The organism is Lysobacter sp. TY2-98 (assembly GCF_003367355.1).
Classification (GTDB): domain Bacteria; phylum Pseudomonadota; class Gammaproteobacteria; order Xanthomonadales; family Xanthomonadaceae; genus Cognatilysobacter.
This window is the reverse complement of the sequence record NZ_CP031413.1, coordinates 121,084-146,303: the sequence shown is the minus strand read 5'-3', so window position 1 is coordinate 146,303 and position 25,220 is coordinate 121,084. Positions and strand designations below refer to the sequence as shown.

General features: G+C 68.9%; 28 protein-coding genes, 1 other RNA gene and 1 riboswitch. Of the genes, 10 read left to right on the top strand and 19 right to left on the bottom strand.

Features of this window, described 5'->3' with window-relative positions; translation table 11 throughout:
• Positions 1-27 precede the first annotated feature (27 nt).
• The 5 genes from ftsL to rsmI all read right to left on the bottom strand — a co-directional run bounded on the left by ftsL (position 28) and on the right by rsmI (position 3,278).
• Positions 28-291 (bottom strand): cell division protein FtsL, encoded by a 264-nt coding sequence (ftsL, locus tag DWG18_RS00755; RefSeq protein WP_115647957.1) that lies wholly within the window; start codon positions 289-291, stop codon positions 28-30.
• Entirely contained in the window at positions 291-1,229 is a 939-nt protein-coding gene (gene rsmH / locus DWG18_RS00750) for a 16S rRNA (cytosine(1402)-N(4))-methyltransferase RsmH (protein ID WP_115644618.1), read from the bottom strand. The genes ftsL and rsmH overlap by 1 nt, the downstream gene beginning before the upstream one ends.
• 11 nt (positions 1,230-1,240) lie before the next feature.
• On the bottom strand, positions 1,241-1,687 hold the full coding sequence (locus tag DWG18_RS00745) for a division/cell wall cluster transcriptional repressor MraZ (protein ID WP_115644617.1): 447 nt from the start codon (positions 1,685-1,687) through the stop codon (positions 1,241-1,243).
• Between the two features lie 354 nt (positions 1,688-2,041).
• An RNA gene (rnpB, locus tag DWG18_RS00740) (RNase P RNA component class A) lies at positions 2,042-2,394 on the bottom strand.
• A 56-nt stretch (positions 2,395-2,450) separates the two neighbouring features.
• A complete protein-coding gene (gene rsmI / locus DWG18_RS00735) occupies positions 2,451-3,278 on the bottom strand; it encodes a 16S rRNA (cytidine(1402)-2'-O)-methyltransferase (RefSeq protein WP_115647956.1) in 828 nt (275 codons plus the stop codon).
• 61 nt (positions 3,279-3,339) lie between these two features.
• Here rsmI and DWG18_RS00730 point away from each other — a divergent pair, with 61 nt between their 5' ends.
• The 5 genes from DWG18_RS00730 to DWG18_RS00710 are packed head-to-tail and all read left to right on the top strand — an operon-like array spanning position 3,340 to position 7,651.
• A complete protein-coding gene (locus tag DWG18_RS00730; protein WP_240318557.1) occupies positions 3,340-4,731 on the top strand; it encodes a penicillin-binding protein activator in 1,392 nt (463 codons plus the stop codon).
• A 1-nt stretch (position 4,732) separates the two neighbouring features.
• Positions 4,733-5,113 carry a YraN family protein gene (locus DWG18_RS00725; protein ID WP_115644615.1) on the top strand — a complete coding sequence of 127 codons (381 nt, stop codon included), beginning with the start codon at positions 4,733-4,735 and terminating at the stop codon, positions 5,111-5,113.
• Positions 5,113-5,622, top strand: a complete 510-nt coding sequence (locus DWG18_RS00720; protein WP_115644614.1) for a metal-dependent hydrolase — start codon at positions 5,113-5,115, stop codon at positions 5,620-5,622. Before DWG18_RS00725 ends, DWG18_RS00720 begins: the two co-directional genes overlap by 1 nt.
• Positions 5,619-6,998 carry an FAD-linked oxidase C-terminal domain-containing protein gene (locus tag DWG18_RS00715; RefSeq protein ID WP_115644613.1) on the top strand — a complete coding sequence of 460 codons (1,380 nt, stop codon included), beginning with the start codon at positions 5,619-5,621 and terminating at the stop codon, positions 6,996-6,998. The genes DWG18_RS00720 and DWG18_RS00715 overlap by 4 nt, the downstream gene beginning before the upstream one ends.
• A gap of 47 nt (positions 6,999-7,045) precedes the next feature.
• Positions 7,046-7,651 (top strand): uracil-DNA glycosylase family protein, encoded by a 606-nt coding sequence (locus tag DWG18_RS00710; RefSeq protein WP_115647955.1) that lies wholly within the window; start codon positions 7,046-7,048, stop codon positions 7,649-7,651.
• A gap of 72 nt (positions 7,652-7,723) precedes the next feature.
• Here DWG18_RS00710 and thiL read toward each other — a convergent pair whose 3' ends face one another.
• The 10 genes from thiL to glyA all read right to left on the bottom strand — a co-directional run bounded on the left by thiL (position 7,724) and on the right by glyA (position 16,117).
• Complete coding sequence (gene thiL, locus DWG18_RS00705; RefSeq protein ID WP_115644612.1) at positions 7,724-8,716, bottom strand: thiamine-phosphate kinase; 993 nt, start codon at positions 8,714-8,716, stop codon at positions 7,724-7,726.
• A 22-nt stretch (positions 8,717-8,738) separates the two neighbouring features.
• The gene (gene nusB / locus DWG18_RS00700; RefSeq protein ID WP_115644611.1) at positions 8,739-9,206 is read right to left on the bottom strand and encodes a transcription antitermination factor NusB; all 468 of its coding nucleotides are present in this window, start codon (positions 9,204-9,206) and stop codon (positions 8,739-8,741) included.
• A complete protein-coding gene (gene ribH, locus DWG18_RS00695; protein ID WP_115644610.1) occupies positions 9,203-9,682 on the bottom strand; it encodes a 6,7-dimethyl-8-ribityllumazine synthase in 480 nt (159 codons plus the stop codon). The genes nusB and ribH overlap by 4 nt, the downstream gene beginning before the upstream one ends.
• A gap of 69 nt (positions 9,683-9,751) precedes the next feature.
• Positions 9,752-10,852, bottom strand: a complete 1,101-nt coding sequence (ribB, locus tag DWG18_RS00690; RefSeq protein WP_115644609.1) for a 3,4-dihydroxy-2-butanone-4-phosphate synthase — start codon at positions 10,850-10,852, stop codon at positions 9,752-9,754.
• A complete protein-coding gene (locus DWG18_RS00685; RefSeq protein WP_115644608.1) occupies positions 10,849-11,448 on the bottom strand; it encodes a riboflavin synthase in 600 nt (199 codons plus the stop codon). Before DWG18_RS00685 ends, ribB begins: the two co-directional genes overlap by 4 nt.
• Positions 11,449-11,584: 136 nt before the next feature.
• A riboswitch (FMN riboswitch) is annotated at positions 11,585-11,729 on the bottom strand.
• A 76-nt stretch (positions 11,730-11,805) separates the two neighbouring features.
• A complete protein-coding gene (locus tag DWG18_RS00680; protein WP_115644607.1) occupies positions 11,806-12,564 on the bottom strand; it encodes a class I SAM-dependent methyltransferase in 759 nt (252 codons plus the stop codon).
• The gene (gene ribD / locus DWG18_RS00675; RefSeq protein ID WP_115644606.1) at positions 12,561-13,655 is read right to left on the bottom strand and encodes a bifunctional diaminohydroxyphosphoribosylaminopyrimidine deaminase/5-amino-6-(5-phosphoribosylamino)uracil reductase RibD; all 1,095 of its coding nucleotides are present in this window, start codon (positions 13,653-13,655) and stop codon (positions 12,561-12,563) included. The genes DWG18_RS00680 and ribD overlap by 4 nt, the downstream gene beginning before the upstream one ends.
• 121 nt (positions 13,656-13,776) lie before the next feature.
• Entirely contained in the window at positions 13,777-14,301 is a 525-nt protein-coding gene (gene nrdR / locus DWG18_RS00670) for a transcriptional regulator NrdR (RefSeq protein ID WP_115644605.1), read from the bottom strand.
• The gene (locus tag DWG18_RS00665; protein WP_115644604.1) at positions 14,301-14,858 is read right to left on the bottom strand and encodes an energy transducer TonB; all 558 of its coding nucleotides are present in this window, start codon (positions 14,856-14,858) and stop codon (positions 14,301-14,303) included. Before DWG18_RS00665 ends, nrdR begins: the two co-directional genes overlap by 1 nt.
• Positions 14,855-16,117 (bottom strand): serine hydroxymethyltransferase, encoded by a 1,263-nt coding sequence (gene glyA, locus DWG18_RS00660; protein ID WP_115644603.1) that lies wholly within the window; start codon positions 16,115-16,117, stop codon positions 14,855-14,857. Before glyA ends, DWG18_RS00665 begins: the two co-directional genes overlap by 4 nt.
• A gap of 191 nt (positions 16,118-16,308) precedes the next feature.
• Here glyA and ettA point away from each other — a divergent pair, with 191 nt between their 5' ends.
• From ettA to DWG18_RS00635, 5 genes are all read left to right on the top strand, one after another.
• On the top strand, positions 16,309-17,970 hold the full coding sequence (ettA, locus tag DWG18_RS00655) for an energy-dependent translational throttle protein EttA (RefSeq protein WP_115644602.1): 1,662 nt from the start codon (positions 16,309-16,311) through the stop codon (positions 17,968-17,970).
• Positions 17,971-18,023: 53 nt separating this feature from the next.
• The gene (locus DWG18_RS00650; protein WP_115644601.1) at positions 18,024-18,452 is read left to right on the top strand and encodes a hypothetical protein; all 429 of its coding nucleotides are present in this window, start codon (positions 18,024-18,026) and stop codon (positions 18,450-18,452) included.
• A 22-nt stretch (positions 18,453-18,474) separates the two neighbouring features.
• The gene (gene pyrF, locus DWG18_RS00645) at positions 18,475-19,287 is read left to right on the top strand and encodes an orotidine-5'-phosphate decarboxylase (RefSeq protein WP_115644600.1); all 813 of its coding nucleotides are present in this window, start codon (positions 18,475-18,477) and stop codon (positions 19,285-19,287) included.
• Between the two features lies 1 nt (position 19,288).
• Entirely contained in the window at positions 19,289-19,735 is a 447-nt protein-coding gene (locus tag DWG18_RS00640; protein ID WP_205289380.1) for a GNAT family N-acetyltransferase, read from the top strand.
• A gap of 76 nt (positions 19,736-19,811) precedes the next feature.
• Positions 19,812-20,324 (top strand): hypothetical protein, encoded by a 513-nt coding sequence (locus tag DWG18_RS00635; RefSeq protein ID WP_115644598.1) that lies wholly within the window; start codon positions 19,812-19,814, stop codon positions 20,322-20,324.
• On the opposite strand, the gene DWG18_RS00630 is transcribed toward DWG18_RS00635, so the two are convergent.
• Genes DWG18_RS00630 through DWG18_RS00615 form a run of 4 tightly spaced genes read right to left on the bottom strand, consistent with a single transcriptional unit; the run spans position 20,325 to position 25,066 of the window.
• Positions 20,325-21,161, bottom strand: a complete 837-nt coding sequence (locus tag DWG18_RS00630) for a glycosyltransferase family 2 protein (RefSeq protein WP_115644597.1) — start codon at positions 21,159-21,161, stop codon at positions 20,325-20,327.
• Positions 21,158-22,027, bottom strand: a complete 870-nt coding sequence (locus DWG18_RS00625; protein WP_240318556.1) for a glycosyltransferase — start codon at positions 22,025-22,027, stop codon at positions 21,158-21,160. Before DWG18_RS00625 ends, DWG18_RS00630 begins: the two co-directional genes overlap by 4 nt.
• Before the next feature lie 4 nt (positions 22,028-22,031).
• Positions 22,032-24,314 (bottom strand): type II secretion system secretin GspD, encoded by a 2,283-nt coding sequence (gene gspD, locus DWG18_RS00620; RefSeq protein ID WP_115644596.1) that lies wholly within the window; start codon positions 24,312-24,314, stop codon positions 22,032-22,034.
• An 8-nt stretch (positions 24,315-24,322) separates the two neighbouring features.
• Complete coding sequence (locus DWG18_RS00615; protein ID WP_162823627.1) at positions 24,323-25,066, bottom strand: general secretion pathway protein GspN; 744 nt, start codon at positions 25,064-25,066, stop codon at positions 24,323-24,325.
• Between the last annotated feature and the right edge of the window lie 154 nt (positions 25,067-25,220).

Below are 25,220 nucleotides of genomic sequence, written 5' to 3'. Positions count from 1 at the left end.
GATCGCGGCGGCGGTCGCCCGGAATACTCATGGGCGGATCACCACGATGTCGTTGCCTTCGGGGAACTTCATGCCGAGCCGATCACGCGCAACCTGGTCGATGCGATTGGACTCGGCCCACGTCGCCTGCTCGAGCTGCAGGCGGCCGAACTCGATGTTGAGCTCGTCACGCGCGCGCTCGAGCTTGGAGACCTGTACGAACAGCTGGCGATGACGCTGGCGCGTCTCGACGATCGCCAGCGCGGTCACGACGTTGGCGACCACGAGCACGGCGAGGAGGACGCGCAGGATCATGCAGCCTCCCCGATCTTTTCAGCGACGCGCAGAACGGCACTGCGCGCACGCGGATTCACCGCGAGCTCCGCGTCGTCCGCCTTGATCGCACCGCCGACATCGCGCAGCGTCGGCGTGAATGCGACTTCGACCGGCATGCGGCGATTGCCCGCCGGCGCCTTCGCGTGCTTGGCGATGAACTGCTTGACGATGCGATCTTCCAGCGAGTGGAAGCTGATCACCGCGAGGCGACCGCCAGGCTTCAGACGCGCCATCGCGGCGTCGAGACCGTCTTCCAGATCGCCGAGTTCACGATTGATGAAGATGCGGATCGCCTGGAACGAACGCGTCGCCGGATGGATCTTCGAATCACCGCGCGGAATCACCGACGCGATGAGTTCCGCGAGTTCGGCGGTTCGCGCGAATGGCGCCTGCGCACGACGCGCGACGATCGCGCGGGCGATGCGTCGGCTCTGGCGCTCCTCGCCGAAGGTGTACAGGACGTCGGCGATTTCCCTGTCCGACGCGGTGTTGAGCCATTCGGCCGCGCTGATGCCCGACTCGGGATCCATGCGCATGTCGAGCGGGCCGTCCTTGCCGAACGAGAAGCCGCGCTCGGCGACGTCGAGCTGCGGCGACGACACGCCGAGATCGAACAGCACGCCGTCGAGTCCCGCTGCGGTGGCATCCCACTGCGCGAGCTGCGCGAAGCTGCCGCGGAATATGGACACGCGCGGATCGCCACCGAACTCACGTTCGGCGACGGCGATCGCGTCGGGATCCTTGTCCATCACGAGCAGGCGACCTTCCGGGCCCAGTTGTTCCAGTACGCCGCGGGCATGCCCGCCGCGACCGAACGTGCCGTCCAGATACGTTCCATCCCCAACGACACGCAGGCCGTCCAGGACCTGCGCGTACATCACCGGGAGGTGGCCTGCGAGCGCACCGCGCTCCATGCCACCCGCGGTCACAACTCGAGACCCAGCAGGTCGTCGCCCAGATCGTCGTCGGACAACGTCTGACGGATCTGCGCGAGGTGGGCCTGCTCGCTCCACAGTTCGAACTTGTCGCCCATGCCCAGCAGCACGGCGCGCTTTTCGATGCCGACGGCAGCACGCTGACTGGCCGGTAGGGAAATGCGGCCGTTGGCGTCGGGCTCGACGAAAGCGGCGGCGCCGACGAGCTTCAGCTGCAGGAAACGGTTCTGACGCTTGGTCCGCGGCAACGCGTTGACCTGGTCGCGCACGCGCTCCCAGACGGCCTGCGGATAGAGGTAGAGCGAGCCCGCTTCGAACGGGTTGTAGGTCACGACCAGGCGACCGCCGCACTCACGCGCGATGACGTCGCGGTACGCGGTAGGAACCGCCAGCCGGCCTTTGTCATCGATGGTGATGGCGGATTCGCCCTGAAACACGGACCTGTCCCCTTCCGGTCGTCACCCGTCTTCACGCGGGCTTGATGGCTAAGGAAAACCACGAAAAACCCGGTTTCCCCACGGAGAGCCACCTTATGCCCCACCTTGGGGGTTGTCAACAATCCGGCGCGGTCATTTTCCTAAGTGAAGTCAACGACTTGCGGCGAACTTGAGAGACTTGTTCAAGCTTTATCCACAAGCTGCTGTTTTGTCTCAAATCCTGAGACAACAGGCACTTGGCTCGGGATCGTCACCGAGTGTCCACAGGCGCCACAGCCGGCTTCACGGACGCGACCATTCGTCGGCGCACGCGGCTAGCGTCGCTTGTGGCAAGTCGTTGATGGAAAAGGAAAGTGGCGGAGCCGGCCGGTAAGCCGGGTTCTGTCGTGGACAGTCATTCCTCTCGGCGAGGCGTCACCGCCTGCGCTCAAGCAACCTACCCGGAGGCACCGCGGGTCGCGGCATCGCCTCCCTATTTGGTCTTGCTCCCGGTGGGGTTTGCCGTGCCGGTCCGTTGCCGGACTCGCGGTGCGCTCTTACCGCACCGTTTCACCCTTACCACGCACGCCTTTCGGCGCCGTTCGGCGGTCTGCTCTCTGTTGCACTTTCCGTCGGCTCGCGCCGCCCAGGCGTTACCTGGCACCGTACCCTGTGGAGCCCGGACTTTCCTCGGCATCCGAAGATGACGCGACTGCCTGGCCGACTCCGCCGTGGCGAAGTTTAGCGGCGTCGCGAACGGGCGGCCTGAATCCGCGCGTCGCGATCAGGCCGTTTCGCCGCCGTAGAGGGCCTTGCGCGGCGCGCCGGTGATCTCGGCCGCGACCTTCGCCGCCTGCGAGGGCTTCATGTGGTCGCAAAGCTTGGCGTAGACCCGGCGACCTTCGGCCAGCGTGGCGTCCTCGTCTTCCGGCGCGCCCTCGACGATCAGCACGAACTCCCCCTTCCGCTGGTTGGGATCGGCCGCGACAACCGCGTGCAGCTGCGCGAGGTCGCCGTCGAGCACGGTCTCGAACAGCTTGGTCAGCTCCCGCGCGATCACCGCGCGGCGCGACCCGAACACCGCGGCGAAATCCGCCAGCGTCTCCTCGATGCGATGCGAGGCCTCGTAGAAGATCAGCGTGCGCGGCTCGGCCAGCAGCGCTGACAGACGCTCGCGGCGCGCTCCCGCCTTGGCTGGCAGGAAACCCTCGAAGGCGAAGCGGTCGGACGCGATGCCCGCCACGCTCAGCGCCGCGATCGCCGCACACGCGCCCGGGACCGGGGACACGCGCAGCCCCGCCTCGCGCACCGCACGCACCAGCCGAAAGCCGGGGTCACTCACGAGCGGGGTGCCTGCGTCGCTGACCAAGGCCAGCGACTGGCCCTCGCGTAGGCGGCCGACCAGCTGGGCGACCTGCGCCTCCTCGTTGTGCTGGTGCAGCGCGATCAATGCCTTTTCGATGCCGAAGTGCGCGAGAAGCTGGCGCGTATGCCGCGTGTCCTCGGCGCAGATGGCGTCGACGGAGCGGAGCACGTCCTGCGCGCGGGCACCGAAGTCGCCGAGGTTGCCGATCGGGGTGGCGACGACGTGGAGCGTGCCTGGGGTCTGCATCGTGGTCCTGCACAGGGGCGCGAGTAGAATCGTAACCCGGTCCACGTCGATGCCCGCGCGCATGCCCAACGCCGTCCCCCGCGTCACGTTCCGCTCGATCCCCCGTATCGCCACGCTGCTGCTCGCGACCGCGCTCGCCGTCGGTTGCGTGCCGACGCCCACGCGCTCCACGGCGCCGACCGACACCACGAATGCCGCGACCCGCGACGCCATGCTGCAGGCGTCACAGCTCGCCATCGCGGCGTCGACGCAGACCGGCACGCAGCGCCACGACACCGACGCGCAGATCGATCGCCTGCTCGCACAACTCGATGACGCGACGCTGCAGCGCGAAGCCGCGCGCCTCGCCGCCGACGACCCGCTCTACGGCTACGCGGGCCGCGCCCTGCTGCGTCGCGGCCTGCCGCTGCCGCACGCATTCGCCCGCGGGTGGAATTTCGACAATCGCCCGCCCGCCGAACGCGACGGTTACCGCCCCCCGGTGAAGCTCGCGGTGCTGTTGCCGCTGTCGGGCTCGCTGTCGGTGGCCGCGCGCCCAGTGCGCGACGGTTTCCTCGCCGGCTACTACGGCGAAACGCGTCGTCGTCCGGAGGTGCGCTTCTACGACACGGCCGGTAGCGCAGCGGGCGCGATGTCCGCCTACGACCGCGCGACCGCCGACGGCAACGACTTCGTCGTCGGTCCGCTTGGCCGCGACGAAGTGAGCGCGCTGTTCGGTCGCGCGGAGCTCGGCGTACCGATGCTCGCGCTCAATCGCGGCACGCAGTCGACGCCGAAGGGCCAGTCGAGCTTCTCGCTGTCGCCGGAAGACGAAGGTCTTGCTGCGGCCGACTATCTGTTGCATCGCAATGCACGCAATGTGCTGGTGATCGCCGCGGGCGATGACACGCAGCGTCGCGCCGTCGCCAGCTTCCGCGAACGCCTCGCGGCGCGTGGCGGCAGCGTCGTCGCAGTCGCCGATGACGATGCGACCGACTTCGCGCCCGTCGTCGCCGGCAAGCAGATCGATGCGGTGTTCATCGCGACCAAGGGCAACGTCGCGCGCGCGATCGTGCCGCGCCTGCAGGCCGCGGGCATCGGCGACAAGCCGCGCGCGGCGACGTCACAGATCCTGTCGGGCACCGGCAAGGCGGAAGACGACCGCGTGCTCGACGGCATCGCGTTCCCCAGCGAGTCGTGGGTGACGCGCAGCGTGCGCGGCCTCGGCACCGCCGAAGCCACCGGCGCCCGCTTGCCCAGCGCGAAGGGACCGGCCGGCCGACTGTTCGCGTTCGGCTTCGACGCCTGGCTGCTCACCGCGTATCTCGACTCGCTGGGTCGCGACGCCGGCGCCGCGGTCGAAGGCGCGACCGGCGTGCTGCATCTCGACGGCTTCGGCAACGTGCAGCGCACGCCGGCGTGGTCGACCTTCGCGAACGGCGACCCCGCGCCGCTGGCCGACGCCGCGCGCTGACGTGACCCCGGTCGCCTCCACGCGCTCGCGCGGCGCGCGCGTGGAAGCCGCGGCCCGCGACCATCTGGTTCGTGCAGGACTTTCACCGGTCGCTGCGAATGCGAACTACCGCTTCGGCGAACTGGACCTGGTGATGCGCGACGGCGCGACGCTGGTGTTCGTCGAAGTGCGCTTCCGTGCCGATGACCGCTTCGGCGGTGGCGCGCAATCCATCACGCACGCCAAGCGTCGCAAGCTCGTCCGGGCCGCGAGCGCGTTCCTCGCCGCACACCCGCGCTGGGCGGACGCGCCGTGCCGCTTCGATGTGGTCGAAGCGAGCGGCGACATCGAGCGTCCCGTGCTGTCGTGGTTGCGCGACGCATTCCGCGCCGACGACTGCTGATGCCGAGCGTCGTCGGCCACTTCGCCATTCCGCTCGCCTCGCGCATTCCGCGTGCATTTCCGCCGCGCCTGCTCGTCACGGGGCTGATCGCCTCGATGCTGCCCGACGCCGACACGATCGGCGCGCTGTTCGGCATCGAGCGCGGCACGTTGTTGGCGCACCGCGGCGTCACGCATTCGCTCGCGTTCGCGCTGGTCGTCGCCGGCATCGCGGTGCTGGGTTCGCGCTGGTTGCAGGTGCGTGCGGCACGCGCGGGCCTGTTCGTGCTGGCCTGCGCGCTGTCGCATCCCTTGCTCGACCTTCTCACCAATGGCGGCCCGGGCGTGATGATCGGCTGGCCGCTGAGCGATGCGCGCGTGTTCGCGCCATGGCGGCCGATCGAGGTTTCGCCCATCGGTGCAGCATTCCTCAGCGCTCGCGGGCTGACGGTGGTGGCGTCCGAGCTGGTGTGGGTGGTCGCACCTGCGCTCATGGTCGCGCTCGCTGCACGTCGGGCACATCGAAAATGAGCGCCCTCCCCGCCGCGCTCGACGGACAACTCGCCGCCCTTCTCGGCGACGGCTGGCGCACCGATCCGGCGGAACGATTGACCTACGGCTACGACAACTCGCGCCGCGAAGCGATGCCCGACGGCGTCGCGTTGCCACGCGCGCGCGACCAAGTCGTCGCGCTCGTGCGCGCCTGCCGCGCGCATCGCGTACCGATCGTCGCGCGCGGGCGTGGAACCAACACGACCGGTGCAGCAGTGCCGATCGCCGGTGGTGTCGTGGTCTCGTTCGAACGCATGGATCGCATCATCGACATCCGTCCGGGCGATCGTTGCGCCGTGGTCGAACCCGGCGTGCTCAACGGCGACCTGCAGGCCGCGCTCGCGCCGCACGCGCTGTTCTGGCCACCGGATCCGACCAGCGCCGCGTTCAGTACCGTCGGTGGCAACCTCGCCTGCAATGCCGGCGGCCCGCGCGCGGTGAAGTACGGCGCGAGTCGCGACAACGTGCTCGCACTTACCGCGGTGACGGGCACCGGCGAACTCGTCGTCTGTGGCAGCGCGACCACCAAGGGGGCGACCGGCTACGACCTGCAGCGCCTGCTCGTCGGCAGCGAGGGCACGCTCGCGCTGATCGTCGAGGCGACGTTGCGCCTGGTGCCGACGCCGCCGGCACGCCGCGCGTTGCGCGCGGTGTATCGCGACGTCGCCAGCGCGGCCGCAGCGGTTGCACGATTGATGGCGCAACCCGTGACACCCTCGATGCTCGAGTTCATCGACGCGCACGCCGTGCGACTCGCGCGCGACGTCGGCGGTGCGGACCTTCCGACGGATGCCGGCGCATTGCTGATGATCGAAGCGGACGGCGATGCGTCACGACTCGATGCGGATGTCACGGCACTCTCGGCAGCCGCCGCGGGTGACGGACTGCTCTCGATCGATAGCGCAGCGGATGAGGCGGCTCGCGAGAAGCTCTGGGCCGCACGCAAGGCGCTCTCCCCGTCGTTGCGCACGCTCGCCGCCGGCAAGATCAACGAAGATGTCGTGGTGCCGGTGTCGCGCATTCCCGCCCTCGTCGACGGCGTGCAGGCCATCGCGCGCGACGCCGATCTTCCGATCGTGTGCTTCGGCCACGCCGGCAACGGCAACCTGCACGTCAATATCCTCTACGGGGCGGACGACGCGTCGCAGTGCATGCGCGCGGACGCTGCGCTGTCGAAGGTGTTCGCCCTCACTGTGGCGGTGGGCGGCACGCTGTCGGGCGAGCACGGCATCGGCCTCGCCAAGCGCGATTTCATGCCGCAGGCGGTGACCCCGGCGACGCTCGCGCTGATGCGCGCGGTCAAGGCGACCTTCGATCCCGACGGCATCCTCAATCCCGGCAAGTTGTTGCCTTGAATCGCATGTAAAGCGCGAGTTCCGCCGACGTCGTGCATCGCAGCGACATGGCCCTCGACGCCCTGCTGGACTCCATCCGTGCCTGCCGCCTGTGCGAAGCGCATCTGCCGCTCGGCCCGCGCCCGGTGCTGCGGGCATCGACCAGCGCGAGTCTGCTCATCGTCGGGCAGGCACCGGGTACGCGCGTGCACGCCAGCGGCGTGCCGTGGGACGACGCCAGCGGCCGACGCCTGCGCGACTGGCTGCAGGTCGACACCGCGGCCTTCTACGACGAATCACGCATCGCCATCGTGCCTATGGGTTTCTGCTATCCCGGTCGCGCCGGCAGCGGCGACGCACCACCGCGCAGCGAATGCCGGACGACGTGGCATCCGCAGCTGCTGCCGCTGTTGCCCAATGTCGGCCTCACCCTGCTCATCGGCCAGTACGCGCAGGCCTACTTCCTTGGCGATCGACGCAAGCAAACCCTGACCGAGACGGTGCGCGCGTGGCGCGAGTACGCGCCTTCCCTGGTCCCGCTGCCGCATCCGAGCCCGCGCAACGTCGCGTGGTTCAAGGCCAACCCGTGGTTCGATGCGGACGTGCTGCCGATGCTGCGGGAGCGTGTGCACGGGTTGCTCGGCGCCCCAGCGCTACTGACGCCGACCGGTTGACGTCGTAACACGACATCGCTCGCAGCCGTTCCGGAACTCCTCGTCGCCCGCAGGCCACTGGCGCGGCAACATCTACGCGCTCGGCATGAAATGGTCGAAGCCCGTTCGCGCGATCGACCATGCGCGTCCATCCGATGTCGACGCTACGACACCCGCACCGACTCCAACGCGGCCGACGCGTGCGACACCCACACCGATTTCCCGTGCAAGCGTTTTCACGCGCTCCGTGGCGTCCGCAGGTGCGGTGAAGCAGAGCTCGTAGTCATCGCCACCTGCCGCCTGGAGACGACGGCGCGCTTCGCCTTCAAACACATCGCGCAGTGTGTCGGACGCCGGAAGCGCATCGATATCGATCGCCAGCGCTACGCCGCTCGCATGCGAGATATGGCCTGCATCAGCCAGTAAACCATCCGAGACATCGATGCATGCCGTCGCGAGACCGGCGAGCGCGCGACCGAGCGCGATGCGCGGCGCTGGGCGATCGAGCCGCACAGCCAATGCTGCAGCGACTTCCGGCGACACATCGCGCGGAGCGTTGACCGAACCGATGCCGCGCAGCGCCAGCGACGCCGCGGCATCGCCCAGCGTGCCACTCACCCACACGTCGTCGCCTGCCTGCGCGCCATCGCGTCGCAGCGCGCGCCCCGGTTCGACGAAGCCATGCACGGTGACGCAGATCGACAGCGGCCCGCGCGTGGTATCGCCGCCGACCAACGCCACGTGGTGCATCGCTGCGAGCTCACTGAAGCCGTCGAGGAATGCGTCGAGCCACGCATCGTCCGCTTCGGGAAGCGACAGCGACAGCGTGCACCACGCCGGCTCCGCGCCCATCGCGGCGAGGTCGGAAAGGTTCACCGCCAGCGCCTTCCAGCCAATGTCCGCGGCGCGCGTGTCGTGCGGGAAATGCACGCCGGCATTGAGCGTGTCCATCGCGATGACAAGCTGTCGATCCGCCGGCACCGCGAGTAATGCGGCGTCGTCGCCGATACCCAGCACGACGTCGCCACGCGCGACGACGCGACGGCGGATCCGTTCGATCAGGTCGAATTCGCCCGGCGTGCGCATGCGGACGCGGGACCGCCGACCGTCAGCGCGGCCGGCGCGGGGCTTGCACTTCCGGCGCGCGCCACTCCGCCGCGGCGTGGTCGAGCACGCCGTTGACATAGGTGTGGCCGTGCTCGGCGCCGAAACGCTTGGCGGTTTCGATCGCCTCGTTGATGACGACGCGATACGGCACGTCGACACGCATGCGCAGTTCATAGGCGGCGATGCGCAGCACGGCGCGCTCGACCGGATCGACCTGGTCGATGTCGCGGTCGAGGAAGGGCGCGAGTGCTTCGTCGAGTGCGTCGCGATGGGCGTCGACACCACGCACGAGGTCTTCGAAGTACTCGAGGTCGGCGATCTCGCGTGCCTGCTCGTGCGCGAACTGCGCGATCACGTCGCGCACCGGCGCGCCCGACAGCTGCCAGGCGTAGACGGCCTGCAGCGCGCGACGGCGCGCGCGGGAGCGGAGCACGGGATCGATGCCGTCGCGGCGGGGATGCTTGTTCATTCGTTCGCTCCGGGCAGCTGCGTCAGCAGGTGCGCCATTTCAATGGCGACCAGCGCCGCTTCTTCGCCCTTGTTGCCGTGGCTGCCGCCGGCACGCGCCTCGGCATCCTCGAACCGCTCCACCGCGAGCACGCCGTTGGCGACCGGCACCCGGTGGTCGAGCGACACGCGCATGAGGCCGTCGGAACAGCCGTCCGCCACCTGCTCGTAATGGCGCGTATCACCGCGCACCACGCAGCCGAGCGCGACGATCGCGACGTGCGCACCCGCATGCGCGACCCGCGCGGCCGCGACCGGAATCTCCCACGCGCCGGGCACGCGGATCACGTCGACCGCCGCATCGTCGACGCCGTGGTCGACGAACGTCTTGCGCGCGCCGGCGACCAGCGTGTCGGTGATGCGCGGGTTCCAGCGGCTGGCGATGATGGCGTAGCGCGCGCCCGCGGGGCTGCGCAGGTCGCCTTCGAGGTGCGGCATGGGCCGGGGGCTCGCGGAAAGGGTCGGCAATTCTAACGGGTGCGCCGCGGGCGGCCGGTGAGACGCGCCTCAGCGCGCCGGATCGACGTATTCCACGACTTCCAGACCGAAGCCGGCCAGGCCGATCTGCTTGCGCGGCGTGCCGATCACCCGCAGCCGGCCCAGGCCGAGGTCCGCGAGGATCTGCGCACCGGCCCCGTTGCGACGCCATTCGGCGAGGCCGCCACGCTCGGCGTCCTCCAGCGGTTGTTCGCGGATACGCGCGAGCAGCGCGTCGGCGCTCGACGACTCCGACAGCAGCACCAGCGCGCCGCGGCCTTCGTCGGCGATGCGCGCGAGCACGTCGCCGACCGCCGGCCCGAAGTCGGCGCGACGCCAGTGCAGCGCGTCGGCGAGCGGATTGAGCATGTGCACACGCACCAGCGTCGGCGTCGCCGGATCGACGTCGCCGCGCACGAGCGCGTAGTGCAGCGCATGGCTGACGCGGTCGCGGTAGACGGCAAGCGTGAACGGGCCGTGCTCGGTATCGATGGCGCGCGTCTCCACGCGTTCGACGGTGTGTTCGTTCTCGAGGCGGTAGCGGATCAGCTCTTCGATCGAGCCCATCTTCAGACCGTGCTCGCGCGCGAACGCCTCGAGCTCCGGGCGTCGCGCCATCGAACCATCGGGATTGAGGATTTCGACGAGCACGCCGGCCGGCTCCATGCCGGCGAGCAACGCGAGATCGCTCGCCGCTTCTGTGTGACCGGCGCGGCTCAGCACGCCGCCCGGTTGCGCCATCAACGGGAAGATGTGGCCGGGCTGGCTGAGATCATCGGCGCTTGCGTCGGGGCGCACGGCGGTGCGCACGGTGTGTGCGCGGTCGTACGCAGAAATACCGGTCGTTACGCCTTCCGCTGCCTCGATCGAGACGGTGAAGTTGGTGTGGTGCGGCGAGGTGTTGTCGCGCACCATCGGCGGCAGGCCGAGCTGGCGGCAGCGCTCGCGCGTCAGCGACAGGCAGACCAGGCCGCGCGCATGCGTGACCATGAAGTTGATGTCCTGCGGCCGCACCAGCTCCGCGGCCATGATCAGGTCGCCTTCGTTCTCGCGATCCTCGTCGTCGACTATGACGACCATGCGCCCGGCGCGGATCTCTTCGAGCAGCTCGGGAATCGGTGCGAAGCTCATGCGCGCTCTCCGGTCAGCAGGCGCTCGACGTAACGAGCGACGAGGTCGATCTCGAGGTTCACCGCATCACCGGCCTGCGTGGATGCGAACGCGGTATGCGACACGGTGTGCGGCACCAGCGCCACCTCGAAGCCGTCGGCATCGACTTCGTTGACGGTCAGACTGACGCCGTCGACGCAGATCGAACCCTTCTTCGCGATGTAGCGCAGCAGTGCGGCCGGCGCGGAAAAGCGCCAGCGCTGCGCACGCGCGTCGTCATGCACGGACACGACGGTGCCCACGCCGTCGACGTGGCCGCTGACGAGATGCCCGCCGAGGCGATCGTTCGGACGCATCGCGCGTTCGAGGTTCACCGTCGCACCGATGCCGAGGCGGCCGAGCGTGGTGAGCGACAGCGTTTCGGTCGATGCATCGGCCTCGAACGACGCCGCGTCGAACGCGACCACCGTGAGACAGACGCCGTTGACGGCGATGCTCTCACCGAGGCGCACGTCGTCGAATGGGAGCGTGCCGGTAGCCACGCGCAGGCGGACGTCGCCGCCGCGCGGTTCGACGGCGGCAATTGCGCCGACGCCTTCGATGATGCCGGTGAACATCAGCACGCCTCCGAGACGAAGACGGCGATGGAGCGGATGGAATTGGACATGGAAAACGTTTCTCGCAGGATGACGAAGCGAAAAACGCCCCAAGGCACGAGGCGAACGCACGCACGGCCGAAGCCCTGCTTGCAGGCGCCGTCTTCTTTCATCCGGACTGTGACCGTCGGCTCCGGCATTCGACCGGATCTGCTGACCTTCCGTGTCACGGAAGCGCTCGCGGGCTCGCGCTGATCGCGCCTACCGCCGGTGGGGAGTTTCGCCCCGCCCTGAAGACGTCAATGGAAGCCGGCGAGCCGGCACGCGCAGTTTATCACCGGGTTTTCCCGCGCCCCGGCGGACGCAGCGTTCCGCGGCTCAGGCCGGCTTGTGACGCAGGTGCAGGAACAGCGGCCAGGTGATGCGGCGGACTCTGACCGGATCGCCCCAGGCCTCGCGCAGCGCGTCGCGATGAAGTTCCACGGCGTCTTCCCCGGTGCGTGCACGGTGCTGGACGCCGGCGGAAAAGCTCGACAGGTATCCGATGAAGCGTTCGAAATTCCAGTCGACGGCCAGCGTCAGCGGCGGCGCGTCGATGCGCTCGAACGGCCAGTCGAAGTCGGCGTAGTGACGCTTGATGAACGCACGTTCGGGCGGCCAGTCCGCCTCGATGCGGTCGCGAAATGATGCGACTGCATCCGCCATGTCGGGCGACACGTCGAAATCGTCATAGCCCCACGCTGCGAGCACGCCACCGGGGCGCAGCACGCGATCGCATTCGGTGAAGAACGCCGGCACGTCGAACCAGTGCAGCGCCTGCGCGACGGCGACCAGGTCGACCGATGCATCGATCAGCCACGTGCGTTCGCCGGGTTCGACGGTCAGCGTGGCGTTGTCCACGCGCGCATCGCTCGCCCAATGCTGCGCGAGTTGCTTCGCGCTCGGATCCGTCGCATGCACGTGCGCGAAGCGCGCCGCGAGATCGCGCGTCGCCTGCCCGCTGCCGCAGCCCGGCTCCCATACATGCGCACTGGCCGGCACGTGCGCCGCAAGCGCATCGAACAACGCGGCCGGATAGTCCGGGCGCGCCACCGCGTAGGCCTGCGCCACGCCGGAGAAATGATCCTGCACACTCACGCGGCAGGCCGCATCAGCAACCGCAGGTCGTCACCCACGCGGCGCGTGTCGACGATGCGCAGTGCCAGGCGTTCGCTCATCTGCTGCACGTCGAGACCATCGAACAGCGGACGCGCGCCGGCGCCGAGCAGTACCGGTGCGACGTAGAGCAGCAGTTCGTCGACGAGCCCGGCGGCGAGGAACGCACCCGCGAGCGTCGCACCCGCTTCCAGCTGCACTTCGTTGATGCCGCGCTCGCCGAGCAGGCGCAGCACGGCGTCGAGATCGAAGCGCCCCTCGTGCACCGGCGCAGCCGCCATCTGCGCGCCGCTCACCTTCGGCAGACGCGCGTCGGGCGCGTGAATGTAGAGCGTCGGTGCATCGCCGTCGCGCACGTGGCCGCGATGGATCGTCGCGAGACCCGGATCGAGCACGACGCGCAGCGGCGCGACGAACGGCGTGTCGTCGCCCAGGCGCACGGTGAGCTGCGGATCGTCGGCAAGCACGGTGCCGGCACCGGTCATCAGCGCCGATGCGCGTGCGCGCCAGCGCTGCACGTCGAGACGCGAGGCCTCGCCACTGATCCACTTCGAATCCCCGCTGGCGAGCGCAGTGCGTCCGTCGAGACTCGTCGCGAGCTTCACGCGCAGCCACGGCCGTCCGCGTTCGACGCGCGAGAGGAACCCGCGATTGAGTTCGCGCGCCTGCGCTTCCATCAGGCCGGCCTGCACCTTGATGCCGGCCGCGCGCAGCTTCTCGAAACCCGCACCGTCCACTTTCGGGAACGGATCGCGCATCGCCGCGACGACGCGAACGACGCCGGCTTCGATCAGCGAATCCGCACACGGTGCGGTGCGTCCCATGTGCGCGCAGGGTTCGAGCGTGACGTACGCCGTCGCGCCGCGTGCGCGATCACCCGCCTCGCGCAGCGCGAACACTTCCGCATGCGGGCCACCTGCGCGTTCGTGGAAGCCCTCGCCCACCACCTCTCCATCGCGCACCAGCACGCTGCCGACCATCGGGTTCGGCTTGGTGGTGTACGCGCCGCGTTCGGCGAGGCGCAACGCGCGCGCCATCATCGCGTGGTCGAGGGCGGAGAACGCGTCGGTCATGCGGCGGGCCTGCTGTCGAAATCAATGGAACGCGCGGCGCCACGAACGTCACGCCTGCGATGGAACTTGCGAAGTGGAGGCGCGGGATACGCCCGGAAACCGTAGCGACGTCCGCGCAGGCTCAACGCCGGCGCCCCTTTTCGGGCTTGGGCTCGTCTTCGGCGAGCAACGGCAACTGGCCCTCGGTCGGTGCGACGTCACGCTCGAGACGATCGAGTTCCTCGCGGAAATCGGCAACGTCCTCGAACGCGCGATACACCGACGCAAATCGCACGTAGGCGACGTGGTCGAGCTTGCGCAGCTCACCCATCACGAATTCGCCGATGCGGCGCGACGGGACTTCGCGTTCCGTGGTCATCCGCAGCTGGTGCACGACCGATCGCACCGCGGCTTCGATCTGCTCTTCCGCGACCGGGCGCTTCTGCAGCGCGCGATCGAAGCCGAAGCGTAGCTTGCGCGCATCGAACGCTTCGCGCCGGCCGTCGCTTTTCACGATGGTCGGCAGCTTGAGCTCGATGGTTTCGAGCGTGGAGAACCGTTCGCCGCAGGCCTCGCAGACGCGGCGGCGACGGATCGTCGCGCCGTCTTCGGACACGCGCGAGTCGATCACGCGGGTGTCCTGGTGCTGGCAGAACGGGCAATGCATCAGGGACGGCGACCGGTTCTCATGCCCGATGCGCCGCGCGAATAGCGGACCACGACAACCGCTGCACCGACCGACGCCACGCCGTCGTACATCGTCGGCGTAAAGCGGCTCTGCATGACGGTACGCACGGCCGACGTGTCGAAGCCGGCCGTGGACGCGCAGATCGCTTCCGCACGCTGCGGCTTGCCGTCCGCACCGACCAGCGCCGCGACCACGACGGTGACGTCCTTCGGCGCTAGGCCATTCGGCATCACCACCTTCGCCCAGTGATCGATCGCAGCATGCTCGCGTTTCGTCGCGGCGGCCGGCGGCGTCGGCCAGGCGTCGCCGAACAGCTGGCCCAGCGACTGGCCCGCGTGACGCTCGATGTCGCCTTCACGGCAGGTGATCGGCTGGTGGTGCAGCGCGGGATCGGTGTAGTCCAGACCCGACGACAGATCGTCGCCCGGCGCCGTCGCGTCGGGCGCGCTGGTGTCCGGCGTGCCGGCATCGGGTGCAGCCTGCGCGAACGCGGAGAGCGGCAGGAGGGCGAGCGAAAGCAGCGCGACGCGCATCATGCGAGCGCCCCGTACACCGGGAACTGCGCGCACTGCGACTGCACCGCGTCCGCGACGCGCGCGATCACTGCCTCGTCCTTCGGATTGTCGAGCACGTCGGCGATCCAGTTCGCGAGCGCGATGCACTCGGCTTCGCGATAACCACGCGTGGTGACGGCCGGCGTACCGAGGCGCAGGCCCGAGGTCACGAACGGCGAGCGCGGATCGTTCGGCACCGAGTTCTTGTTCACGGTGATGTGCGCGCGGCCGAGCGCGGCTTCCGCGTCCTTGCCGCTGACGTCGCGGCCAATCATGTCGACCAGCATCAGGTGGTTCTGCGTGCCGCCCGAAACGATCTTGTAGCCGCGCTTGATGAGCGTGTCCGCCATCGCCTGCGCGTTCTTCACGACCTGCGCCTGGTAGGCCTGGAACTCCTCGCCCAGCGCTTCCTTGAACGCAACGGCCTTGGCCGCGATCACGTGCATCAGCGGGCCGCCCTGGATGCCCGGGAAGACGATGCTCTGCAGCTTCTTCGTCAGCTCTTCCGACGGATTCTTCGCGACGATGATGCCGCCGCGCGGACCGCGCAAGGTCTTGTGCGTGGTCGACGTCACGACGTGCGCGTGCGGCAGCGGCGACGGGTACACACCCGCGGCGACGAGGCCTGCGATGTGCGCCATGTCGACGAAGAACAGCGCGCCGACCGAATCGGCGATCTGGCGCATGCGCGCCCAGTCGACGACCTGCGAATACGCGGAGAAGCCGGCGACCAGCATCTTCGGCTTGTGTTCCTGCGCGAGGCGCTCGACCTCGGCGTAGTCGATCAGGCCGTTCTCGTCGACGCCGTACTGCACGGCGTTGTAGATCTTGCCGGACAGGTTCACCTTCGCGCCGTGCGTGAGGTGGCCGCCGTGCGCGAGCGACATGCCGAGGATCGTGTCGCCCGGATTCAACAGCGCGAAGTAGACCGCCTGGTTCGCCTGGCTGCCCGAGTGCGGCTGCACGTTCGCGTAGTCCGCGTCGAACAGCTGCTTGCAGCGGTCGATCGCGAGCTGCTCAGCGACGTCGACGTACTCGCAGCCGCCGTAATAACGCTTCCCGGGGTAACCCTCGGCGTACTTGTTGGTCAGCACCGACCCCTGCGCTTCCAGCACGCGCGGCGACGCGTAGTTCTCGGACGCGATCAGTTCGACGTGGTCCTCCTGCCGGCGGCGCTCGTCCGCGATCGCCTGGGCCAGTTCGGGGTCGAATCCTTCGATACGGGCATCGCGCGGGAACATCGGGACTCCGGAGGGGTGCGGGTAGACGTGAATTCTAGCCCGCCGGGCTGCCCGGCCGGGTCCGCCCGGGGCCCGCGGGCCTTATAATTTCGGGCTATTCCGAATCCCTTGCGGCCCCTGCCCTGCGCAGGCGGCCGTCGCCTGCCCCACGCGGCGCCGCGCGCCCGCGTTCGACCGGAGCTCCGAGCCCCATGCAGTACATCTACACGATGAACGGCGTCAGCAAGACCGTTCCTCCGAAGCGCCAGATCATCAAGGACATCTCGCTGTCGTTCTTCCCCGGCGCGAAGATCGGCCTGCTCGGCCTGAACGGCGCCGGCAAGTCGACGGTGCTCAAGATCATGGCGGGCGTCGACACCGATTTCTCGGGTGAGGCGCGTCCGCAACCGGGCATCAAGGTCGGCTACCTCGCGCAGGAGCCGGAGCTCAACCCGGAGCACACCGTGCGTCAGGCCGTCGAGGAAGGTCTGGGCGACATCATCAACGCGCAGGCCGCGCTGGAAGCGGTGTATGCCGCCTACGCCGAGGAAGGCGCGGATTTCGACGCGCTCGCCAAGGAGCAGGAGCGCCTCGAAGCGATCCTCGCCGCCGGTGACGCGCACACGCTCGAGAACCAGCTCGAAGTGGCGGCCGATGCGCTGCGCCTGCCGCCGTGGGACGCCATCGTCGGCAAGCTGTCGGGCGGCGAGAAGCGCCGCGTCGCGCTGTGCCGCCTGCTGCTGCAGAAGCCGGACATGCTGCTGCTCGACGAACCGACCAACCACCTCGACGCCGAGTCGGTCGAGTGGCTGGAGCAGTTCCTCGCGCGCTACACCGGCACCGTGGTCGCGGTGACGCACGATCGCTACTTCCTCGACAACGCCGCCGAGTGGATCCTCGAACTCGACCGCGGCCGCGGCATTCCGTGGAAGGGCAACTACACCGAGTGGCTCGTGCAGAAGGACGAGCGCCTCAAGCAGGAAGAGAACCAGGAAAAGTCGCGCCAGAAGGCCATCCAGAAGGAACTGGAATGGGCGCGCAGCAATGCCAAGGGCGGCCGTTCGAAGGGCAAGGCGCGTCTTGCGCGCATCGAGGAGCTGCAGTCGGTCGACTACCAGCGCCGCCAGGAAACGAACGAGATCTTCATTCCGCCGGGCGAGCGCCTGGGCAACAAGGTGATCGAGTTCAAGAACGTCTCGAAGAAGTTCGGCGATCGCCTGCTGATCGACGACCTCTCGTTCTCGGTGCCGCCAGGCGCGATCGTCGGCATCATCGGCCCGAACGGCGCCGGCAAGTCGACGCTGTTCAAGATGATCATCGGCAAGGAAAAGCCGGATTCCGGCGAGATCGACATCGGCCAGACGGTGAAGCTCGCCTACGTCGACCAGAGCCGCGACGCGCTGGAAGGCAACCACAACGTGTTCCAGGAGGTGTCGGGCGGCCTCGACATCCTCAACATCAACGGCATCGAGATCCAGTCGCGCGCGTACATCGGGCGCTTCAACTTCAAGGGCCAGGACCAGCAGAAGATCGTCAGCCAGCTCTCGGGCGGTGAACGCGGCCGCCTGCACATGGCGAAGACGCTGCTGCAGGGCGGCAACGTGCTGCTGCTCGACGAACCGTCGAACGATCTCGACATCGAAACGCTGCGTGCGCTCGAAGACGCGCTGCTCGAGTTCCCGGGCAACACGTTCGTGATCTCGCACGATCGCTGGTTCCTCGACCGCATCGCCACGCACATCCTCGCGTTCGAAGGCGACTCGCACGTCGAGTTCTTCCAGGGCAACTACCGCGAGTACGAGGAAGACAAAAAGCGCCGCATGGGCGCGGAAGGTGCGCAGCCGCACCGCCTGCGTTTCAAGGCGCTCAAGTAATCGCGACACCGACGCCCGCCTTCACGGCGGGCGTCTCGCATGCGGAGTTCGACATGGCAGCGGACGTCAATCGAATGCTCGTTCTGGCCGCAGCGCTCAGCGCGCTGGCGGCGGTGCTGCATGTCGCGGTGATCGCGGGTGGGCCGGACTGGTATCGGTTCTTCGGTGCGGGCGAACGCATGGCGCGGCTGGCCGAGGCGCGTAGCCCGGTGCCGACAGTCGTGACGTTGGGTATCGCGCTGGTGCTCGCGGTGTGGGCAACGTACGCGGCATCCGCGGCAGGCCTGATTCGGCCGCTACCGCTGACAGCGGCTGCGCTCGTTGCCATCACCGGCGTGTACGTACTGCGCGGCCTCGCCGTCCTGCCCGCGGCGGCGATGCCCGCCCTGCGGACGCCGTTCAACCTCTGGAGTTCCGCCATCTGCCTCGCGATCGGCGTCGTGCACGCCGTCGGCCTGTGGCAGGTGTGGAAGCGACTCTGATTCGGACTACGGGAGATCACCGATGAGCTTCATGACCACCCTGCGCGCCCGCTGGAAAGCCGCGAACACGCTGGTGTGCGTGGGCCTGGATCCGGAACCCGCGAAGTTCCCCGCGCGATTCGCGAACGATCCCGACGCGGTCTTCGCGTTCTGCCGCGACATCGCCGACGCCACCGCCGACTACGCCTGTGCGTTCAAGCCGCAGATCGCGCACTTCGCGGCGCTGCGTGCGGAGGGCGCGCTCGAACGCCTGATCGCGCATCTCAAGTCCGCGCATCCGCACGTGCCGGTCATTCTCGACAGCAAGCGCGGCGACATCGGCAGCACGGCGCAGCACTACGCGAGCGAAGCGTTCGATCGCTACGGCGCGGACGCGGTGACGGTGAACCCGTATCTGGGCCGCGACGCGCTGCAGCCCTTCCTCGACCGCGCCGACAAGGGCGTGATCATCCTCTGCCGCACCTCGAATCCGGGCGCGGGTGAATTGCAGGACATGCTGGTCGGTGGTCGCCCGCTGTATCAGCACGTCGCCGAAAAGGCGGCCATCGAGTGGAATGCGAACGGCAACGTTGCGCTCGTCGTCGGCGCGACGTGGCCCGAACAGCTCGCCGAAGTGCGTGCGCTCGTGAAGGACGTTCCGCTGCTGGTGCCCGGTGTCGGTGCGCAGGGCGGCGATGCCGCGGCCGTCGTCTCCAACGCGAAGACGCCCGACGGCACCGGTCTGATGATCAGCTCGTCGCGCGCCGTGCTCTACGCATCGGATGGGGATGACTTCGCGATCGCCGCCGCCAACGCGGCGCGCGCGCTGCGCGACATCATCAACGCAAGTCGCTGACGTGGCCGACGCGATCGTCATCGTGCCATTCGCTCCGGGCGATCGCGACGACTGGCAGCGCCTCGCGGAGGGCTACAAGGCGTTCTATGCGACGCCGACCGCATCGGCCGAATACGACGCGGCGTGGGCGCGCCTGCTCGACGACGAGGCCGTGCATGGCCTCGGTGCAAAGGTCGATGGGCGGCTGGTCGGCATCGTCCACTTCCTGTTCCACGCGACGGTCTGGGCCGAGCGTACCTGTTACCTCCAGGACCTGTTCACCGACGAGGCAGCGCGCGGACGCGGCGTTGCCCGTGCGCTGATCGAAGCCGTCGCGCACGAGGCAAGCGAACGCGAAGCGACACGCATGTACTGGCTGACGCAGGCGCACAACGCCACCGCACGCGCGTTGTACGACCGCGTCGCGGTGCACCGCGGTTTCATCCGCTACGACTACCCGCTCGCCTGATTCAGCTTCGCCGTCTCCGTGTGAGGCGACCGCGCGGTGGCGGCTGCTAGCGTGCGTCGAAACGACGGAGCCCGCCATGTCGCATCGCATCGCACGCTGGATGTCGCCGCTGCTGTTCGCCGTCGCGCTCCCCGCACTCGCGCAGGAGGCGATGTCGCCCGCGAGGCCCCCGCCCGAGTGGTGGGTGGACGTGAACGTCGCATCGCATCACTTCGAGGATGCCGACGAGTACCTGGGTCCTGGCGAGCACTTCAACCAGAACAATTACGGCGGCGGCGTCGAACTGCAGTGGCAGCCGCGCCACGGTGCCTCCGTGGGCTACTACCGCAATTCGGTGTACGAGGACTCGTGGTACGCGCTGTATCACTACACGCCGCTGCCGCTGGGCGAGCACGTGCGGCTTGGCGCCATGGTCGGACTGGTCAGCGGCTACCCGGGCTACAACCACGGCAATGCGGCGCCGGGCGGTGGACTCGTCGCGAAGGTGGAATACCGTCGCGTCGGCATGAACCTGATCTACCTGCCCCGCATTCCCGGCTCCACGCCGAACACGCTCGGCCTGCAGCTCAAGTTCCGCCTCGGTCGATGATCAGTTGACGCTGCGCCACCAGGCGCGCATCGAGGCGACGACGAAACGCATCGCGATGACCATCGCCACCACCGCACGTAGCGGCGCGCTGCGATGCGGCGCCTCGAAGCGCGAGAAGTAGCGCCACAGGCCGCGGTGCTTGTGCCATTCGACGAAGAACGGCCGCGAGCGGCTGGACACGCCCCGGATGTGCACGACGCGCACGGCGTTCGCGATCGCGACGGTGCCGCCCGCTTCGCGTACGCGGCGACAGAGGTCAAGGTCCTCCGCATGCAGGCGGTAGCCTTCGTCGAAGCCGTGCACCGCATCGAACAGCGTGCGCGGCATCAGCATGAGCGCACCGGAGATCGCATCCACGCGCTGCACGGCATCGCCGTTCGAGGGGATCGACAGGTCGGTACCCTCGCCCGCCAGCATGCGGGCGAAGTCGGGATCGCGACGTCGCGCTGCGGGATCGAGCACACCGTCTTCATCGATGAGTTCGGAACCGATCAGCGCGGGAGCGACCTGCTCCGCGCGCGCGCGGAGCCGCGCGAGCGTGTCCCGTTCGATCAGGCAGTCGGGATTCACGAACGCGATCCACGGTGCATCGCTGTCCTGCGCGCCCTGGTTGCAGGCGACGGCGAAGCCCGGGTTGTCGGGGTTGGCGACGAACTTCAGCCGCGGCTCGCCCGCGGCGATGCGCTGCACGACGCCGAGCGTGCCGTCGTCCGACGCGTTGTCGACCACGCGGATTTGCACGACGCCGTCGGCCGCACGCACGCATTTCAGGCAGAGTTCGATCGTCTCCGCGCTGCGATGGGTGACGATGACGACCGCGATGCCGTCGTCGCTCACGGAGTCGCTCCGAACAGGTCGGCCTGCGCGTCGCTGGCGTCGCGCTGCGCCATGGCGCGCGAGATGTGTTCGCGCTGCGCGCGCAGCGGGTCGTCCATCAGGAATTCGGCGAGACGCGCGTTCCAGTGCGGCCAGCGCGCGGCGACGCGATCGAGATCGCCGTCGGCCGGTCGGCCTTCGTCGACACGCCCGACGTAGGCCTGCATGCACAGCAGGTCGACGCCGCCGAACGCCTGCATGCGCAGGCAGAGATCGATGAGCGCGGCGTACCACGAGGCGTAGCTCGTCGCATCGATGCCGCCGACGCGACGGCATGCGGCGCCGCGCAGCAGCACGGCATGTCCCACCGCCGCGGGAAGCGGCTCGGCGGGTAGCGCGACGTCGGCGAGCACGTCGGCGATGCGCGCGGGATCGTCCGGCAGCGGCGCGACATCGCCGAGGCGCGGCCACGCTGCGGTCTCGCCGGCATTGCTCCACGGCGTGATGGTGGTGGCATCCGGAGATTCGCGCAGGCAACGCGCCATGCGAACCAGCCAGCCCGATGCGGGGCGCGCATCGTCCGCAAGAATCACGACATCGGCGTCACCGCAGGCTCGCAGCACTTCGGCGAGATGCGCGGTTTCGCCGAGTGCACGGGTGCGACGGCTGTAGTCGGCGCTCATGCGCGTCGCCGCAAGCCATGCGTCGACGACCGCGCGCACGCGCGGGCCGCCGCGCGCGTCGTCCGCCAGCCAAACGCGCGTGCCGGCCGGCGTGGTCGCCTCCAGTGCAGCAAGACAACCGTCGAGCGCGACGTCGTCGACGCCCACCGGGATCACCACGATGGGCAGGGCGTCGCCTGGCGCCGCCTCGGCCACGTCCGTCACTGTGTCAGCGCACCTCGATGCCGCCACGCACCTTCTGCTTGCGGTGCAGCGGCTCCATCGCGCGGAAACGGCGGGTGTAGTCGTCGGTGAGGTCGCGCACTTCCTGCGGGTTGCGCACCACGGTGGGCGTGAGCAGCACGATGACTTCGTTGCGATCGGTGCGCGAGTTCTGCCGGCCGAACAGGCCGCCGACGACCGGAATGCGGCTCAGCCCCGGGAAGCCCGACGAACCGCGCTGCACGCCATCGCTGATGAGGCCGGCGAGCATCACGGTGTCGCCGCTCTGCACGGCGGTTTCGGTCTTCACCTTGCGTGTGTCGATGCGCACGTTGCCGTTGCGGTCGGCGACGGTGCCGGGCGAACTCACTTCCTGCACGATGTCGAGGAACACCATGCCGTCGCGCGTGATGCGCGGGCGCACCTTGAGGATGATGCCGGTGTCGAGGTACTGCACCTGGCTGTAGGTCACGCCGCCCGTACCGGTGCCCGGATCCACCGTGACCGACGAGATCGGAATGCGGCTGCCGACGTTGAGGGTGGCTTCCGCGTTGTTGCGCACGAACACCGACGGTGTCTGCAGCAGCTGCAGGTCGGTGACCTGGTCGAGTGCGTTGATGACAGCCGCAGCGTTCTTGCCGAGGAACGTCCACGCCAGACCGGGGTTGGTGACGTCGGCGGGACGGATGCTGCCCTTCAGATCGCCCCAGATATTGCGGCCCGCCGCGTTCGGAAGACCGGCGCCGCCGGACGACACCGGATCGCTCACCGCCTGTTCGAAGAACCAGTTGACGCCGTACTGCAGCGCGCCGCTCAGCTGCACTTCGACGACCTGCGCTTCGATCTGCACCTGCATCGGCATGACGTCGAGGCGTTCGATGACATCGCGCATCGACGCCCACGCCTGCGGCGTAGCGCGCACCAACAGCGAGTTGGTCTCGTCGACCGCGGACACGCCGACGTGCTGGCCGTCGACATCGAACGTCACCGAGCCGTTGCCATTCGGGCGCGGATCCAGCGAGAGCGACGACGACATGCCACCGCCCGTCGAGCCCGTGCCGGTGTCCCCCGAGGTCGGCGTCTGGCCGATGGCCGCGGTCGACCCGTTATCGGTGTCGCGAATCTCCGTCGAATCCAGCCCCGGCATCAGCGACGGCTGTCCGTTCGTGCCACCGCTGCCGCCGCGGCCGCCACCGAAAACTTCCGACAACCGATCCGCGAGATCCTTCGCCTTGATGTACTTCAACTCGTACGAATACAGGCGCGGCTCGCTGCCGGCGCCGTCGATGCGCTCCAGCCACTGCTGGATGTCGTCGAGGTACGCAGCCTGCGGCGTGATCACCAGGATCGCGTTCGCGCCTTCCAGCGGCATGAAACGGAACATGCCGGCGACCGGCGACTTGCTCTGTTCGCCGAACACCTTTTCCAGATCGGCGACGACGCGGCTCGCGCGGCCCGACTGCAGCGGGAATACGCCGACCGACATGCCCGCGAGCCAGTCGACGTCGAATGTTTCAATCGTGCGCAGGTAGTTCTCGAGTTCCGCGCGCGTACCGGCGACGGTGATGACGTTGCGCGCGTTGTCGACGGTGACGATCGCGTTCGGTCGCGCGTACGGCTTGAGGATCTTCTCCATCTCCGTGGCCGACACGAACTTCAGCGGCACCGTGCGCGCTTCGAAACCGCGCGCGCTCGACGCGGGGCCGGTGCGCGGTGCGACGGTGCCGGCAAGCGCCTGATCGGCCGGCACGATGTTGTAGCGCCCGCCGCTGTAGACCATGCGCGCGTTGTTCCAGCCCAGCACCATCTCCAGCAGGTTCAGCGCTTCGGCCGGGCTGACCGGCTTCGGCGTCGCGAGGGTCACCGTGCCCTGCACGTTGGGCGCGATCACGTAGTTCTGGCCGAGCATGTCGCCGAGGATGGCTTTCACCACCGCCTGCAGCGATTCGCCTTCGAAGTTGAAGGTCGCCGCGCCGGAGCTGCCGCCCAGACGCGACGGCGGCGCGCTGGCGACCCGGTTGTTGATGACCGTGCCGGTGCCACGACGGATCTGCGCGCGAGGGCCTTCGTCATGCGCTTCCAGCGGCGCGGTGGTGACGCCGTCGCTGATGGTCGAAGTGGTGGTTGGCGCAGACGAGGTGCCGGCAACGGGGCCGTCGAGGCGTCCATCGCGACGCACGACGGGCGGCGTGACCGTGGTGCAGCCGGCGAGGATCGACGCGATCGCGAGGGCGGTGGTCGACAGGCGCAGGGCCGGACGGAAGACGGTGGCGTTCGGAGAGAAGGTCATCGCGGGACTCAGCGGGTCGTCGGCCGCGGCACGGCGGTCGCAGGCGGGTTGGCGTTCTGGGCACGCCGGCGCATTTCCTCGCGGCGGGCTTCGATGCGCTGGCGGATCTGTTCGATCTGCGCCGGGTCGGGCGCGGACGTGGCGTCGGTGGGCGGTGGTGCGGCGGCGGCGACGCCGGTCGGCATCGGCACGGGCGACGGCGGCACGGAAGGCGCGCTCGTCATCGCTGTCGGCGCCGCGCCGCCCTTGCCGTCGTACACGCGCAGGGTGAGTTCCTTTTGGCCCTCGGGGCCTTCGAACACCGCGCTGCGCGGCTGCAGCGACACGAGTCGCCACGCGGGGAAAGAATCCGGTGCGTCGCCGATCTTCACGCGCCACGACTCGCTACCATCGGGCTTCTGCAGGATCGCGATGCTGGCCTGCGGCGTGATGAGCACGCTGGTCAGTACGAGATCGAATTCGGACGTGGCGCCCGCCTGGTCGTTGTCGGTGACCAGCGAGAAGGGATGCGGGCGGCGGTCGGTCGCGAACAGCGGACGTGCCGCGATCTCGCCGTACTGGCCGATCGGGCCCAGCGTCGCCGCGGCATCGCTGGCCGGCAGCGTCGGAAGGCGGCTGTCGGTGATCGCACCGCCCTTGCCCTCGGTGATGTGGCTGCCCATGCCGGCGAGGGCCAGCACCCAGGCGAGCAGCGCCCAGCCGGCGAATGCGCCGAGCAACAAAGTGCGCGGGGCGACGTGGTCAGGGCGCACCGGGACCTCCCGAAGGCGGGGTCGCGGGCTCCGACGTGCCCTGCGGCGTCGCGGACGGCGCGGGCGTCGGCAGCGGGCCCGGCGGCGGCATCTTGGGTCCGGTGATGCCCGAGGGCGGCGGCGGCGCGGCGGGGTTCACGTCCGAACCCGGCAT

What these genes read in the sequence shown, in the direction of transcription:
- DWG18_RS00720 (WP_115644614.1), top strand. Translation starts at nt 5,113, where the DNA reads ATGCCGAGCGTCGTCGGCCACTTCGCCATTCCGCTCGCCTCGCGCATT.
- nusB (WP_115644611.1), bottom strand. Translation starts at nt 9,206, where the DNA reads ATGAACAAGCATCCCCGCCGCGACGGCATCGATCCCGTGCTCCGCTCC.
- ribH (WP_115644610.1), bottom strand. Translation starts at nt 9,682, where the DNA reads ATGCCGCACCTCGAAGGCGACCTGCGCAGCCCCGCGGGCGCGCGCTAC.
- glyA (WP_115644603.1), bottom strand. Translation starts at nt 16,117, where the DNA reads ATGTTCCCGCGCGATGCCCGTATCGAAGGATTCGACCCCGAACTGGCC.
- ettA (WP_115644602.1), top strand. Translation starts at nt 16,309, where the DNA reads ATGCAGTACATCTACACGATGAACGGCGTCAGCAAGACCGTTCCTCCG.
- DWG18_RS00710 (WP_115647955.1), top strand. Translation starts at nt 7,046, where the DNA reads ATGGCCCTCGACGCCCTGCTGGACTCCATCCGTGCCTGCCGCCTGTGC.
- DWG18_RS00665 (WP_115644604.1), bottom strand. Translation starts at nt 14,858, where the DNA reads ATGATGCGCGTCGCGCTGCTTTCGCTCGCCCTCCTGCCGCTCTCCGCG.
- ribB (WP_115644609.1), bottom strand. Translation starts at nt 10,852, where the DNA reads ATGAGCTTCGCACCGATTCCCGAGCTGCTCGAAGAGATCCGCGCCGGG.
- DWG18_RS00635 (WP_115644598.1), top strand. Translation starts at nt 19,812, where the DNA reads ATGTCGCATCGCATCGCACGCTGGATGTCGCCGCTGCTGTTCGCCGTC.
- rsmH (WP_115644618.1), bottom strand. Translation starts at nt 1,229, where the DNA reads ATGGAGCGCGGTGCGCTCGCAGGCCACCTCCCGGTGATGTACGCGCAG.
- DWG18_RS00715 (WP_115644613.1), top strand. Translation starts at nt 5,619, where the DNA reads ATGAGCGCCCTCCCCGCCGCGCTCGACGGACAACTCGCCGCCCTTCTC.
- nrdR (WP_115644605.1), bottom strand. Translation starts at nt 14,301, where the DNA reads ATGCATTGCCCGTTCTGCCAGCACCAGGACACCCGCGTGATCGACTCG.
- rsmI (WP_115647956.1), bottom strand. Translation starts at nt 3,278, where the DNA reads ATGCAGACCCCAGGCACGCTCCACGTCGTCGCCACCCCGATCGGCAAC.
- pyrF (WP_115644600.1), top strand. Translation starts at nt 18,475, where the DNA reads ATGAGCTTCATGACCACCCTGCGCGCCCGCTGGAAAGCCGCGAACACG.
- DWG18_RS00685 (WP_115644608.1), bottom strand. Translation starts at nt 11,448, where the DNA reads ATGTTCACCGGCATCATCGAAGGCGTCGGCGCAATTGCCGCCGTCGAA.
- ribD (WP_115644606.1), bottom strand. Translation starts at nt 13,655, where the DNA reads ATGACCGACGCGTTCTCCGCCCTCGACCACGCGATGATGGCGCGCGCG.
- DWG18_RS00650 (WP_115644601.1), top strand. Translation starts at nt 18,024, where the DNA reads ATGGCAGCGGACGTCAATCGAATGCTCGTTCTGGCCGCAGCGCTCAGC.
- gspD (WP_115644596.1), bottom strand. Translation starts at nt 24,314, where the DNA reads ATGACCTTCTCTCCGAACGCCACCGTCTTCCGTCCGGCCCTGCGCCTG.
- DWG18_RS00730 (WP_240318557.1), top strand. Translation starts at nt 3,340, where the DNA reads ATGCCCAACGCCGTCCCCCGCGTCACGTTCCGCTCGATCCCCCGTATC.
- thiL (WP_115644612.1), bottom strand. Translation starts at nt 8,716, where the DNA reads ATGCGCACGCCGGGCGAATTCGACCTGATCGAACGGATCCGCCGTCGC.